Below are 12,408 nucleotides of genomic sequence, written 5' to 3' on the forward strand. Positions count from 1 at the left end.
GCCCACGCCGCGCTCGCCCGCGCCACCCCGGGGCGGGGGGGGGGGGGCGAGCAGCTCTACACGCAGGATGCGTTCGGCGAGTTCTTCCACCAGGGCGCCATCCACTGGGTGCAGCCGGACGTGACGCGCATGGCCGGCGTCACCGAGGTGTGGCGCGTGTGCGAGACGGCGCACGCGTATCGCCTGCCGGTGGCGCCGCATGCCGGCGACATGAGCCAGGTGCATGTGCACCTGAGCTATGCGCACCCGGCCTGCCAGGTGCTGGAGTACATCCCCTGGATCAAGGACTGCTTCACCGAGCCGGCCGAGGTGGTGGAGGGCTTCTTCCGCCGGCCCGCCGAGCCCGGCGCGGGCACCACGCCCACGCCCGAAGCCTGGGCGCGGTACCGGCAGCCCACCGCCTGAGGCGTGCATGGCCCTGGGCGGGGCAGGGCCAACGCCGCCATCCGGCGCGGCCTGCGCTACCGTAGCGGCCTCATCCACTCAAGGAGTCCGTCATGCGTGCACCGCTCATCCTCGCACTCGGCCTGGCCTTCGGCGCTTCGGCCTGGGCCCACAACTGCCCGAACGAGATGAAGGCCATCGACGCCAAGCTGGCGACCAAGCCGCAGATGTCGAAGGAGAACATGGACAAGGTGATGGCCCTGCGCAAGAGCGGCGAAGACCATCACAAGGCCGGCAAGCACACCGAGTCGATGAAGGACCTGGGCGAAGCGAAGAAGATGCTGGGGCTCTGAGGCGCCCGCTAGCCGGTGATCGCGGCCCCGCGCTGCGCAAGCAGGCCGCGCAGCAGGCTGCGATGGCAGCGTGACTCGTCCTCGCAATAGCAGCCCACCGAGAACGCGCCGTGATGCGACAGCGCCGCCAGCGTGTCCAGCAGGCGCGCGGCATCCGGTTGCGCCATTTCCGCGGCATAGCGGCGGCTGAAGGCGGCCCAGGCCTTGTCGTCCTGCGCCGCCTTGCCTTCGGCCATCAGCTCGGCGCTGGGGGCCAGGTTGGGCAGCCACACGTCGTAGTAGTCCAGCCGCGCGAAATCGACCTTGGGCACACCGCGCGGCGGCCTGCGCACCGTGCCAATGCGAAGCCCCTCGCCCGGGGCGCGAGGTGAACCGAGTCGGACGATTCGAACGGGCATGGTGGTTCTCCGTGGGGTGTGACTAGCGCGTGGGGGGCTGCGCACGCCCCGGTGCCACCACGCGCGCATAGCGGTCGAAGCTCCAGTACGCCCAGGCCCAGTCGATCAGCACCACCAGGCGGTTGCGAAAGCCGATCAGGAACCAGATGTGCGCGAACAGCCAGAACTGCCAGGCCAGCAGGCCGCTGAAGCGCACCGGCCCGGCCGGCGTGGCCAGGTCCACCACCGCCGAGTGGCGGCCGATGGTGGCGAGGTTGCCGTAGTCGCGGTAGCGGAAGGCCTGTGCCGGCTCGCCGCGCAGGCGCCGCAGGATGTTGGCGGCGGCCACGCGGCCCATCTGCTTGGCGCCCGGTGACACGCCGGGCACCGGCTTCGGCGGCTGGCCGGGCGCATGGCTCTGCGCGGCGGCCAGATCACCGATGACGCTGATCTCCGGGTGGCCGGGCAGGCTGAGGTCGGGCTGAACGATCACGCGCCCGGCACGGTCCACCTCGGCACCGGTCGCCGCCGCGAGCTGGCGGCCCAGCGGCGAGGCGGCCACCCCGGCGGCCCACACCACACAGCGGCTCGCCAGGCGATAGGCCTCGCCATCGGCCGGCTGCACATCCAGCCCTTGCGCGTCGATGGCCGTGACGCGCGCGCCGGTGCGCACCTCCACACCCAGCCGCTGCAACTGCGCCCGTGCGCTCTCGCTCAGCGTCTCCGGCATCGCCTGCAGCACGCGCGACGTGCCTTCCAGCAGCACGATGCGGGCGCTGGCCGGGTCGATGCGGCGGAACTCGCCGGGCAGCGTGTGCCGTGCGATCTCGGCCAGCGTGCCGGCCATCTCCACCCCGGTCGGCCCGCCGCCGATCACGACGAAGGTGAGCCAGGCCGCGCGACGCGCCTCGTCTTCCTCGCACTCCGCGGCCTCGAACGCGCCCAGGATGCGCCGGCGGATCTCGAAGGCGTCGTCCAGGGTCTTCAGGCCCGGCGCGTGCGCGGCCCACTCGTCCCGGCCGAAGTAGGAGTGCGTGGCGCCGGCTGCCACGATCAGGTGGTCGTAGGGCAGGCGGCCGCCATCGGCCAGCTGCGCCACGCGCTGGGCGGCATCGATGCCCGTCACCTCACCCATCAGGGTGGTGACGTTGCGCTGGCGGCGGAACAGGTAGCGCACTGGCGCGGCGATGGCCGGCGCCGAGAGGCCGGCGGTGGCCACCTGGTAGAGCAGGGGCTGGAACAGGTGGTGGTTGGCGCGGTCCACCAGGGTCACGTCCACCTCGGCGTGGCGCAGCGCGCGGGCGGCCTCCAGGCCGCCGAAGCCGCAGCCGACGATCAGCACGCGCGGCCTCGCGGCCTGGGCTTGGGGTTCGGGCATGGCGGCGATTATCCGCAGCCCGGCACGATGGGCCCGCGCGGGCCAGAATGCGGCCATGTCCTCCAAGCTGCGACTCTCGGTGCTGGACCAGTCGGTGGCCCGCGCCGGCCGTTCCCATGACGAATCCATCCGCGCCACCGTGGCGCTGGCCGAACACTGCGAGGCGCTCGGCTACCACCGGTTCTGGGTCAGCGAGCACCACAGCCTGCCCACCATCGTGGGCACCGCGCCCGAGGTGCTGATGGCCACCATCGCCGCGCGCACCCGCCGCATCCGCATCGGCAGTGCCGGCGTGATGCTGCCGCACTATTCGCCCTACAAGGTGGCCGAGCAGTTCCGTGTGCTCGATGCGCTGGCACCCGGCCGCATCGACCTGGGCGTGGGTCGCGCGCCGGGCAGTGACCAGCGTACGGCCCTGCTGCTGAACCCGGACCCGCGTTCCTCCGAGCGCTTTCCGCAGCAGGTGCTGGAGCTGCACGCCTGGGTCAACGGCCAGCCCTGGCCTGAGGATCATCCGGCGCGCGGCATCCAGGCGCTGCCGCAATCCGCCACCGCCCCGCAGCTGTGGATGCTGGGCAGCTCCGGCTATGGCGCGCAGCTGGCCGCGCACCTGGGCATGCCCTACGCCTTCGCGCACTTCATCACCGACGGCGAGGGCTGCGCGGAGGCGATCGATCTGTACCGGCACACCTTCCGGCCCGGCTGGGTCGCCGCGCCGGAGCCCGCGGTGTGCGTGTGGGCGCTGGCGGCCGACACGGAAGAGGAGGCCTGGCGCCTGTTCGCCAGCCGCGAGCGCGCCCGGCTGGACCGCAACCTGGGCCGCTTCGGCCCGTTGCTGCCGCCCGAGCAGGCCGCCCGGCCGCTGGCGCCGCATGAAGAGGCGCACCGCGAGGCGCTGCGACGCCGTGTGATGGTGGGCACCGGCGAACAGGTGATGCGCCGCCTGCGCGCCCTGGCGGAGGAGCTGCAGGTGAGCGAGGTGGTGGTCATCACCTGGACCTGGGATCCGGCGGCGCAGCGGCGCTCGTACGAACTGCTGGCCGCGGCGTCCTGACACCTCGCCGCGCCGGCCTACACTGGCGTGATGGGCAGGCGCATCCTCATCTGGCTGCTGGCGCTCGCGGGCATGCTGCTCGCGGGCTGCTCCGGCACGCCGGGCGGCCGCGGCGCGCCTGAGGCGAGGCAGGGCGTGTTGCGCCTGCCCGTGCTGCCGTCGGTGCCCGCGGAGCCGGTGGCCCTGGCCGGCGAATGGGCCTTCAGCTGGCAGCGATTCGAATCGCCTGAATGGGCGGGCGCGCCGCCCGGGCCCTACATCCGGGTCCCGCAGGACTGGAATGAACAGCCCGCCAGCGGCAAGCCGCCCGGCCCCGAGGGCTGGGGGACCTACCGGCTGCGGGTGGACTGCCCCGCCGGCCAGCGGCTGGCGCTGCTCGTGCCCTCGGAGCGCACGTCCCTGCGCCTGTACGCCAACGGGGAGCTGATCGCCTCGCAGGGCCGTCCTGGCGAGACGGCCGCTTCCACACGCGCCGCGGTGAACGACCGCAACGTCATCACGCGCCAGGTGGAGTGTCCGGCGCGGCTGACCGCCCACGTGGCGAACTACGACCACCGGGCCGGCGGCCTGGTGCGCCCCTTCCTGGTGGGCAGCACACCGAGCCTGGCGGCCTGGCGCGAGGCGCGCATCGTGCGCGAAACGCTGCTGCTGGGCGCCTATGGCCTCACCGGTTTCGTCACCTTCATCTTCTGGCTGGGCCGTCGCCGTGAGCTGCTGCCGCTGGCCTTCACGGCGCTGTGCCTCTGCCTGATCGTGTACACCGACATCTCGGGGGAGCGGCTGCTGCTGCGGCTGTGGACCTCCGAGCTCGGCTGGGCGCTGGCGGTGCGCATCGAGTACCTCTCGCGCATCGCGGCCCTGAGCCTGTTCGTGCTCACGCTCTACGGCCTGTACCCGGAGCGGCTGCCCCGCCGGCTGGTGGCGGCGGTGCTGGGGCTGTCCGGGCTGGCCGCCATCCTGGTGCTCACGACACCGGCCGGCGTCTACTCCGCCTACGCGGCAGCGGGGCAGGCCATCTCCATCGCGCTGGGGGCGGTGGCCGGGTGGTTCCTGTTCCGTCGCAGCCGTCGCGGCACCGAGGTGCGCATCCTGCTGCTGGGCCTGGTGGCGGTGCTCGTCTCGCTCGCGGTCGACCTGGTGATGCTGGACGCCGCCTCCACGCGCAGCCCCGTCACGCCGGTCGGCTTCGCCCTGTTCCTGCTGTCGCCCGCGTGGATCATGGGGCGCCGGCTCGGCCTGGCCGCCTACCATGCGGAGCGTTCACGCGCGCTGGAGGAGAGCGCCCGCCTGCGCGAGGACGTGGACCGCATCTCGCGCCATGACCTGCGCACGCCGCTGGCGGGCATCGTGGGGGCCACGCGGCTGATGGCGCAGGACCAGCGGCTGGCACCCGATCAGCAGGCGCAGGTGACCGCCGTGCGCGACGCCGCCTTGCGGGCACTGGAGATGGTGAACCTGTCGCTCGGCCTGTACCGAATGGAGGCCGGCACCTATGAGCTGCGGCCCGAGGTGGTCGACCTCGCGGGGGTGACCGAGCGCGTGCTGCGTGACCTCGGCGCACAGGCGGAATCGACCGGCGTCACGCTGCACATCGAGCCGGCGGCCGAGGGCGCCGCCATGCTGGCCTGGGCGGAAGAGACGCTGTGCTACTCGATCCTCGCCAACCTGGTCCGCAATGCCATCGAGGCCACGCCGGCGGGCGGGGAGGTGCGCGTGACGCTGCAGGCGGGTGATCCGCTGCGGGTGCTGGTGCACAACCCGACCGAGATTCCGCAGGGGATGGTCGGCCGCATGTTCCAGAAGTACGCCACCGCGGGCAAGGTCGGCGGCACCGGCCTGGGCACCTACTCCGCGCGGCTCATGGCGCGCGCGCAGGGCGGTGAAGTCGAGCTCGCTTCCCGCGCGGGCGCCGGCACCACGCTGGTGGTGAGCCTGCCACGCGCGGCCTCCTCGCCGGCGGCTGTCGAGGCCGTGCCCTTGCCGATGCCGGTGGCGACCTCGCCGGTGCAGGTGCTGGTGGCCGACGACGACCCCATGACGCGCATGATCGCCGAACGCGTGCTGGCCCAGGCCGGGCATGAGGTACGCACGGTGGCGGATGGCCGCGCCGCCCTGGCGGCGGCCGCGCAGCAGTGGCCGGATCTCGTGCTGATGGATGCGGAGATGCCGGTGATGGGCGGCCTCGAGGCGGTGCGTCTGCTGCGCGAGACGCAGGCCCAGGCGGGCCGCCCGGCCTGCCGCGTGCTGCTGATCTCGGCGCACGACGACGAGGCGCATGTGCGCAGCGCGATGGAGGCGGGTGCCGACGGGTGCCTGCCGAAGCCGCTGGAGGCGCGGGTGCTGCTGGCGGAGGCTGCCCTGTTGCGGCCGGCGGCGGCGCGGCCGGGCCGGTCGGTCGTGGGTTGAGCGCCTCTGCCGCTCAGTCGTGGGTTGAGCGCTTCTACCGCTCAGTCGCCAGGTGAGAGCCCCAGCGCCTGTTCCACCACCTGGCGCAGCTCGTCGGCGCTGGCGCCCTTGCTGATGGCGGTGTAGTCGCCGAACAGGCCGTCGAGTTCGGCTTCCTCGTTCGGGGCCACCAGCGAGCTGAGGTAGATGAGCGGGATGTCGGCCGTGCCGGGGTGCTCCGACAGGTTGAACGCGACCTCGTCGCCCTGCAGGCCGGGCATGTTGATGTCGCACAGGATCACGCCCGGGTTCTCGCGCAGGGCGGCTTCCACGGCCTGGGCCGGGTCCGTTTCGCCCACCACGTGGAAGTCGCGGCCCAGGCGGGCCGCGATGGCCATCGCCACGGCGTCGTCGTCGTCGATGACCAGCACGCAGGGCTTGGCCTTCTCGGGGTCGGGCAGGGCTCTGAGCTTCGGGGTCATGATGAGACTGGCATGATAGCCGCGAAGTCCGGCGCGGGTCTGACCCCGCCCCCTCCCAAGGAGACCGCACCATGTTCCCCACCTCCATCGCCGGCAGCCTGCCCAAGCCCGGCTGGCTCGCCGAAACCCACAAGCTGTGGCCGAAGTGGCGCGCCGAGGGCGACGCGCTGCTCGAAGCCAAGGCCGACGCCACGCTGCTGTGGATCAAGGCCCAGGAAGACGCCGGGCTGGACATCGTCACGGATGGCGAGCAGGCCCGCCAGCACTTCGTGCACGGCTTCCTGGAGCAGGTGGCCGGCATCGACTTCGAGCACAAGGTGGAGATGGGCATCCGCAACGACCGCTACAAGGCCATGGTGCCGCAGGTGGTGGCGCCGCTCGCGCTCAAGGGCCGGGTGCATGCCTTCGAGGCGCAACTGGCGCGCGCCCACACGAAGCGCAAGCTCAAGTTCACCTTGCCCGGGCCCATGACCATCGTGGACACGGTGGCCGACCGCTTCTACGGCGACCGGGTGAAGATGGCCTTCGCCTTCGCCGAACTGCTGAACCAGGAAGCGCTGGCGCTGCAGGCCGACGGCGTGGACATCATCCAGTTCGACGAGCCGGCCTTCAACGTCTACATGAAGGAGGCCGCCGAGTGGGGCGTGCGGGCGCTGGAGCGCGCCGCGCAGGGCCTCACCTGCACGACCGCCGTGCACATCTGCTACGGCTACGGCATCCAGGCCAACGTGGACTGGAAGAAGACGCTAGGCGAGGAGTGGCGCCAGTACGAGCAGGTCTTCCCCGCGCTTGCCGCCAGCCGCATCGACCAGGTGAGCCTGGAGTGCTACCACTCCCACGTGCCGCCGGACCTGATGGCGCTGCTCAAGGGCAAGGACGTGATGGTCGGTGTGATCGACGTCGCGAGCGACGTGGTGGAGACGCCGGAGGAAGTGGCCGAGACCATCGGCCGCGCGCTGCAGTTCGTGGCGCGCGAGCGCCTCTTCCCCTGCACCAACTGTGGGCTGGCGCCGATGGACCGCGAGGTGGCGATGAAGAAGCTGGAGGCGCTGGCACAGGGCGCGGCGCTGGCGCGGGCGCGCTACGCGGCGTAGCCGGCGGCGGGAGCCACAGGCCTCAGCCCCGCCGAGCCACCCAGTACGTGGCCCCCTCCGCCCCATACCGCTCGGCATGCTGCGTGCCGCGCGCGAGCACGAAGGTGTCCCCGGCCACCAGGCGCCGGGTGGCGCCGGCTTCCGTCAGCCACATCTCGCCCGCCACGACCAGCGCGTCGGCGTCGAACGGATGCGTATGGTCCGGCACCTCGGTGTCCGGCGCCCACACGCGCTCCAGTACTTCGTCGTGGCCCTCGGCCAGCTTGCGCTGGCGGAAGGCGTCGAAGCTCGGCAGGGCAGGGGTGGACATGGCAATGGCTCCGGTGAAGTCTCCACCGGACTCTAGCGCCTCCGTTCGTCCGCGGCCGGTCCGGGCCGGCATGCCCCCATGCTGTAATGAATCGGCCGGTTCGCCGACACCACTTCAGCAGCGGCGCACCGCGCCGAAGGGAGCCCTCCGCTTGACCGACCATTCCGAAGCCGCCCGGCTGGCCGATGCCGTTCCTGCCCAGCGGGACGCCTTGGCGCAGCGCTTCCGGCAGGTTCGCGCGCGCAGTGCCGAGCTGACCACATCCCTCTCCGCCGAAGACCAGGGCGTGCAGTCCATGCCCGATGCCAGCCCCACCAAGTGGCACCTGGCCCACACCGCGTGGTTCTTCGAGGCCGTGGTGCTGGTGCCGCATGCGACCGGCTACCGGCCGTTCGATGCACGCTTCTTCCACCTCTTCAATTCCTACTACGACGCGCTGGGCAGCCGCCACCCGCGACCGCAGCGCGGGCTGCTCACCCGGCCTTCGCTGGAGGAAGTGCATGCGTTCCGGCGGCATGTCGATGCGGCCGTGGCGCGGTTCATCGAGGACGCGTCGGCATCCGCCTGGACGGCGGCCGAACCCTTGCTCACCCTGAGCCTGCACCACGAGCAGCAGCATCAGGAACTGATGCTCACGGACCTCCTGCACGCCTTCAGCTGCAACCCGCTGCTGCCGGCCTATGCCTCGGCATCCGCGCCAGAGCGGCATCGGGCGGCCGAGCCCCTGGCCTGGGTGCCCGGGCCGGCCGGCGCCGTGGCCATCGGCCATGCCGGTGATGGCTTCGCCTTCGACAATGAGGGGCCGCGGCACACCGTGTGGCTGGCACCCTACGAACTCGGCCATCGGCTGGTCACCTGCGGCGAGTACGCGGACTTCATCGCCGACGGCGGCTACCGCACGCCCTCGCTCTGGTTGTCCGAAGGCTGGGCCACGGTGCAGGCGCAGGGCTGGCAGGCGCCGCTGTACTGGCTGGCACCGGGCGACCCCCGGGCTCCGGCGGATCACTGGCAGGTCTTCGGGCTACAGGGCGTGGGGCCGCTGGATCCGTCGGCGCCGGTGCGTCATCTCAGCTTCTACGAAGCGGCCGCCTATGCCGAGTGGGCCGGCGCACGCCTTCCAACCGAGGCCGAATGGGAGGCAGCCAGCAGCGATGCGCGCTTGACGCAACTCACCGGCCATGCCTGGCAATGGACGCGCAGCGCTTACGATCCCTACCCGGGCTATCGGCCCTGGTCGGGTGCCGTGGGTGAGTACAACGGCAAGTTCATGGTGGGGCAGATCGTGCTGCGCGGCGGCAGTCTCGCTACGCCCGAGGGCCACACGCGGCCGACCTATCGCAACTTCTTCCCGCCGGCGGCGCGCTGGCAGTTCACCGGGGTCCGCCTGGCCCGCGACCTGTGAGCCCGGCACCCTGTCCAAGGAGACCGCATGAAAGCCATCTGGAACAACACCGTCATCGCCGAGAGCGACGACACGGTCGTGGTGGAGGGCAACCACTACTTCCCCGCCGCTTCACTGAACCGGCAGTACGTGACCTTCAGCAATCACCGCACCACCTGCGCCTGGAAGGGGCAGGCCAGCTACTACTCGCTGCTGGTCAACGGCGAGCTCAACACGGATGCGGTCTGGTACTACGCCGACCCCAAGCCCGAGGCCGAGATGGTGCGGGACCGCGTGGCTTTCTGGAAGGGCGTGAAGGTCGAGGCCTGAGGCGCCGCGTCAGGCCGGCCCTGGCCGGATCAGGCCGCTGCTTCGGCCGCTTCCGCTGCCGCCTCGGTGGGCGAGCAGGTCGCACCGCCGCAGCCGTGGATCTGCGCGGCCGGCAGCGCATCGGGCCGGCGCACCTGGCCGGTGGCCGGGTCGTAGCCCACGCCGCGCAGGTGCAGCGCCAGGCCCGCGTCCATGCTCTGCGCGTGGTGCGGAAACCAGATGGCCAGCTCACGGATCATCTGCCGCGCTGGTGCCAGATTCCCGGCGTCGGCCAGCGTCTCGCCCTCGCGAAGCACCTGCAGCACCACCTTGTGCTGCACGCTGTGGCAGTTGCCGCTGGCGAAGCCGGTGTCGCGCATCCAGGCGTCCTCGGCCGCGAAGTGCTCCGCGGTGTGCGCGACCAGCTCGCGCCACAGGGCGGGCAGGTCGGTGTCGGCGGCGGCCTCGCAGCGCGCGAGCAAGTCCACGAATTCCTCATGGGTCTGGTCCATGAAGTCCAGCCCGAGCGCCAGTGCGTCGGACCACGGCAGGGAAGGGGCGGTCACGGTCATGGGCGAAGCCTAGGGCCGTGACGCGCAGGAATCTTTGATGCAGGTCAGCCAAGGCCCCTGGCGGCCGCTGCCGGCGCGCGGCGTTAAGCTCGGCGCCATGTCCCAGCCCACGGCCCCCTACACCTACCCCGAGCAACTGCCGACACTGATGCGCCAGCAGGGCTACGCCGTGCTCAGCCCGCGCGGCGTGGCGGAATGGTCGGGTGCGAGCCTGGACGCGCTGCACGCGCTGGACGAGACCTGGAACACGCTCCCGCCCGACGAGTACCTGAAGGACGGCGGCCGCTACCGGCGCCGCCGCCACGCCTGCTTCGTGGTGGAAGGCGCCGCGGTGCGCCAGGCGCCGCACCGCGCGCACTGGCAGCCGGTGGAGTACAACGCGCTGCACGGCGGCATGCAGCGCTGGTTCGCGCCGGTGGAACCCGAAGTGGTGGCCGCGCCGGGCTGGCAGGCGCTGCTGCGCGCGCTGGCGGCCACCAGCAGCGAGTTGCGCGGCGCGCGGCCCTGGTTCATCGAGGCGCACCAGTTCCGCATCGACACCGAGGGCGGCATCGGCCGGCCCACGCCCGAGGGCGCGCATCGGGATGGCGTGGATCTGGTGGCGGTGTTCCTGGTCGGGCGGCAAGGCATCAAGGGCGGCGAGACGCGCGTGTTCCAGGCCGATGGCCCGGCGGGCCAGCGCTTCACGCTGATGGAACCGTGGAGCCTGCTGCTGCTGGATGACGAGCGGGTGATCCACGAGTCCACGCCCATCCAGCCCGAGGGCTTGGCGGGCCATCGCGATACGCTGGTGCTGACCAGCCGCGCGGGGGGCTTCCAGGGCGATTGAGCGGCGGGCCGGCGCTCAGGCCACCGGCCGGCGCAGCCAGCGCATCAGCACCAGCAGTGCGATCACGAGGTGCGCGGCGAAGCCGGCCGCCGGCACCAGAGGGTGGATGGACCAACCGATGAAGGGCTGGACCAGCGTGATGGCAGCGTCCAGGCCCATGGCGCCCAGCAGGCCCGGCAGCAGCGTGCTGGCCAGGACGAGGTAGAAGGCGGCCATGCCCACGGGCCGGCGGGTTCGCGCCGCCAGGGTGAAGCAGGTCACGATGGCGGCGTCGCGCAGGAACATGGCGGCTGCGGCCAGGCTCACCGGTCCCAGCAGGCCGAAGCGCAGGCTGGCGCCCGGCGAGGCGGGCTCGCGTAGCGCAGCGATCAGCGTGGCCAGCGCCGCGACGACCACGGCCAGACCGCCGTGCAGCAGCCAGTGCGGCCACCGCCCATGCCACGGCGTCGCCGGGTCGGCGCGCAGCCGCGCCAGGCGAGCGCGCCGCACCGGGTCATAGGGATCCAGCAGCAGGCCCAGGTAGCCGGCGCCCACCAGCACCAGCGCGGCCAGGCCCAGGGCTTCCTCCAGCCGGCCGGCATGGAACGCCGAGGCGGGCAGGCGGATGCCCAGCAGCCACACGCCGGTGAACGCTGCAAACGCGGGCCAGGCCCACCACCAGGCGGGCTCGCGCAGTTCGCGTGCCATGGCGCGCCAGGCGCCCAGCACGGCCCACGCGGCGAACACCAGCAGTGACAGCAGCAGGAAGGGCCGCATGCCCATGGGCCCGATCAGCCACCAGCCGATGCCCGCGAAGTCCTTGTCGCCCGCGTTCAGCAGCACCAGGGCGGCCGGCACGAGGTACATCGCGAGGATGAGCAGCAGCAGGCCGCCCCAGCGGCCGGCGTTGCGCACGGTGCCGGCGCGTGCCAGCAAGGCGGACAGCGACACGCCCAGAGCGTGCAGCAGCAGCGCCAGCGCCACCGCCAGCAGGATATTGAGGGGCACATCCGGCAGGCCGGCCGCGGTGCCCGCCGCCCCGTACACCAGCAGTGCCCAGAAGCCGATGTACCAGTACAGCAGCGGCGCACCCAGCATCTTGCCCAGCGCCAGCTGCAGCGGCGGCACGGCCGCCATGCGCTGGAAGTCCCAGGTGCGCTCGCGCACCTCCTCGGTCACGCTGGCGATGGTGCGCAGGCTGCCCCACACGACGGTGGCCAGCATGAACAGGCCCAGCGCCGTGAAGGCGAGCGGCTCGGCGGGTTTCGTGGCGCCCAGCAGCAGCAGGGTGGCCAGCGCCGCGATCACCACCGGCACCACCACCAGGCGGTGCAGGTTCAGCTCCAGCCAGGCGTAGCGCCGCAGCTCGGGGTTCAGCTTCATGGCCGGTCCTCCCCTCGGGCCTGCGTGCTGCGCAGGTAGCTGTCGGCCAGGCTCTCGCGGTGGACGGTGAACTCGCACACGGGCGCGCCGGCGGCCACCAGGGCCTGCAGCAGCCGCGCGGCGCCCTCGTGCCGGCCC

General features: G+C 72.3%; 14 protein-coding genes. 8 read left to right on the forward strand and 6 right to left on the reverse strand.

The genetic code is table 11. The features are described 5' to 3' along the window. Positions 1 to 405: enolase C-terminal domain-like protein (locus ACE3T5_RS18935; RefSeq protein ID WP_374669663.1), on the forward strand; the 405-nt coding region annotated here is incomplete at its 5' end. Positions 406 to 497: 92 nt separating this feature from the next. After that, entirely contained in the window at positions 498 to 737 is a 240-nt protein-coding gene (locus ACE3T5_RS18940; protein ID WP_374669664.1) for a hypothetical protein, read from the forward strand. Between the two features lie 8 nt (positions 738 to 745). Here the strand turns inward: ACE3T5_RS18940 and ACE3T5_RS18945 are convergent, their stop codons facing one another. Next, a complete protein-coding gene (locus ACE3T5_RS18945; RefSeq protein ID WP_374669665.1) occupies positions 746 to 1,135 on the reverse strand; it encodes a DUF488 domain-containing protein in 390 nt (129 codons plus the stop codon). 22 nt (positions 1,136 to 1,157) lie between these two features. Then, a complete protein-coding gene (locus ACE3T5_RS18950; protein ID WP_374669666.1) occupies positions 1,158 to 2,492 on the reverse strand; it encodes an NAD(P)/FAD-dependent oxidoreductase in 1,335 nt (444 codons plus the stop codon). A 55-nt stretch (positions 2,493 to 2,547) separates the two neighbouring features. On the opposite strand from ACE3T5_RS18950, the gene ACE3T5_RS18955 reads away from it, so the two are divergent. Further along, entirely contained in the window at positions 2,548 to 3,546 is a 999-nt protein-coding gene (locus ACE3T5_RS18955; protein ID WP_374669667.1) for an LLM class flavin-dependent oxidoreductase, read from the forward strand. 30 nt (positions 3,547 to 3,576) lie between these two features. Next, entirely contained in the window at positions 3,577 to 5,952 is a 2,376-nt protein-coding gene (locus ACE3T5_RS18960; RefSeq protein ID WP_374669668.1) for a response regulator, read from the forward strand. Between the two features lie 41 nt (positions 5,953 to 5,993). Here the strand turns inward: ACE3T5_RS18960 and ACE3T5_RS18965 are convergent, their stop codons facing one another. After that, complete coding sequence (locus tag ACE3T5_RS18965) at positions 5,994 to 6,413, reverse strand: response regulator (RefSeq protein WP_374669669.1); 420 nt, start codon at positions 6,411 to 6,413, stop codon at positions 5,994 to 5,996. Between the two features lie 71 nt (positions 6,414 to 6,484). On the opposite strand from ACE3T5_RS18965, the gene ACE3T5_RS18970 reads away from it, so the two are divergent. After that, positions 6,485 to 7,507, forward strand: a complete 1,023-nt coding sequence (locus ACE3T5_RS18970; protein WP_374669670.1) for a methionine synthase — start codon at positions 6,485 to 6,487, stop codon at positions 7,505 to 7,507. A 22-nt stretch (positions 7,508 to 7,529) separates the two neighbouring features. Here ACE3T5_RS18970 and ACE3T5_RS18975 read toward each other — a convergent pair whose 3' ends face one another. Further along, on the reverse strand, positions 7,530 to 7,817 hold the full coding sequence (locus ACE3T5_RS18975; protein ID WP_374669671.1) for a cupin domain-containing protein: 288 nt from the start codon (positions 7,815 to 7,817) through the stop codon (positions 7,530 to 7,532). A gap of 151 nt (positions 7,818 to 7,968) precedes the next feature. Between ACE3T5_RS18975 and egtB the strand changes: the two genes are divergently transcribed. After that, positions 7,969 to 9,219 (forward strand): ergothioneine biosynthesis protein EgtB, encoded by a 1,251-nt coding sequence (gene egtB / locus ACE3T5_RS18980; protein WP_374669672.1) that lies wholly within the window; start codon positions 7,969 to 7,971, stop codon positions 9,217 to 9,219. A gap of 27 nt (positions 9,220 to 9,246) precedes the next feature. Beyond that, on the forward strand, positions 9,247 to 9,528 hold the full coding sequence (locus ACE3T5_RS18985) for a DUF427 domain-containing protein (RefSeq protein WP_374669673.1): 282 nt from the start codon (positions 9,247 to 9,249) through the stop codon (positions 9,526 to 9,528). Positions 9,529 to 9,557: 29 nt separating this feature from the next. Here the strand turns inward: ACE3T5_RS18985 and ACE3T5_RS18990 are convergent, their stop codons facing one another. Continuing rightward, positions 9,558 to 10,079 (reverse strand): bacteriohemerythrin, encoded by a 522-nt coding sequence (locus ACE3T5_RS18990; protein ID WP_374669674.1) that lies wholly within the window; start codon positions 10,077 to 10,079, stop codon positions 9,558 to 9,560. Positions 10,080 to 10,176: 97 nt separating this feature from the next. Here ACE3T5_RS18990 and ACE3T5_RS18995 point away from each other — a divergent pair, with 97 nt between their 5' ends. Continuing rightward, positions 10,177 to 10,908, forward strand: coding sequence for a 2OG-Fe dioxygenase family protein (locus ACE3T5_RS18995; RefSeq protein WP_374669675.1), 732 nt, complete (start codon positions 10,177 to 10,179; stop codon positions 10,906 to 10,908). Positions 10,909 to 10,923: 15 nt separating this feature from the next. On the opposite strand, the gene ACE3T5_RS19000 is transcribed toward ACE3T5_RS18995, so the two are convergent. Next, positions 10,924 to 12,270, reverse strand: coding sequence for a hypothetical protein (locus ACE3T5_RS19000; protein ID WP_374669676.1), 1,347 nt, complete (start codon positions 12,268 to 12,270; stop codon positions 10,924 to 10,926). Between the last annotated feature and the right edge of the window lie 138 nt (positions 12,271 to 12,408).

Source organism: Ramlibacter sp. (assembly GCF_041916345.1).
GTDB lineage: Bacteria > Pseudomonadota > Gammaproteobacteria > Burkholderiales > Burkholderiaceae_C > Ramlibacter.

Bases quoted from the DNA above. Each gene is read 5' to 3' on its own strand.
- ACE3T5_RS18940 (WP_374669664.1), top strand. From the start codon at position 498: ATGCGTGCACCGCTCATCCTCGCACTCGGCCTGGCCTTCGGCGCTTCG.
- ACE3T5_RS18945 (WP_374669665.1), bottom strand. From the start codon at position 1,135: ATGCCCGTTCGAATCGTCCGACTCGGTTCACCTCGCGCCCCGGGCGAG.
- ACE3T5_RS18950 (WP_374669666.1), bottom strand. From the start codon at position 2,492: ATGCCCGAACCCCAAGCCCAGGCCGCGAGGCCGCGCGTGCTGATCGTC.
- ACE3T5_RS18955 (WP_374669667.1), top strand. From the start codon at position 2,548: ATGTCCTCCAAGCTGCGACTCTCGGTGCTGGACCAGTCGGTGGCCCGC.
- ACE3T5_RS18960 (WP_374669668.1), top strand. From the start codon at position 3,577: ATGGGCAGGCGCATCCTCATCTGGCTGCTGGCGCTCGCGGGCATGCTG.
- ACE3T5_RS18965 (WP_374669669.1), bottom strand. From the start codon at position 6,413: ATGACCCCGAAGCTCAGAGCCCTGCCCGACCCCGAGAAGGCCAAGCCC.
- ACE3T5_RS18970 (WP_374669670.1), top strand. From the start codon at position 6,485: ATGTTCCCCACCTCCATCGCCGGCAGCCTGCCCAAGCCCGGCTGGCTC.
- ACE3T5_RS18975 (WP_374669671.1), bottom strand. From the start codon at position 7,817: ATGTCCACCCCTGCCCTGCCGAGCTTCGACGCCTTCCGCCAGCGCAAG.
- ACE3T5_RS18985 (WP_374669673.1), top strand. From the start codon at position 9,247: ATGAAAGCCATCTGGAACAACACCGTCATCGCCGAGAGCGACGACACG.
- ACE3T5_RS18990 (WP_374669674.1), bottom strand. From the start codon at position 10,079: ATGACCGTGACCGCCCCTTCCCTGCCGTGGTCCGACGCACTGGCGCTC.
- ACE3T5_RS18995 (WP_374669675.1), top strand. From the start codon at position 10,177: ATGTCCCAGCCCACGGCCCCCTACACCTACCCCGAGCAACTGCCGACA.
- ACE3T5_RS19000 (WP_374669676.1), bottom strand. From the start codon at position 12,270: ATGAAGCTGAACCCCGAGCTGCGGCGCTACGCCTGGCTGGAGCTGAAC.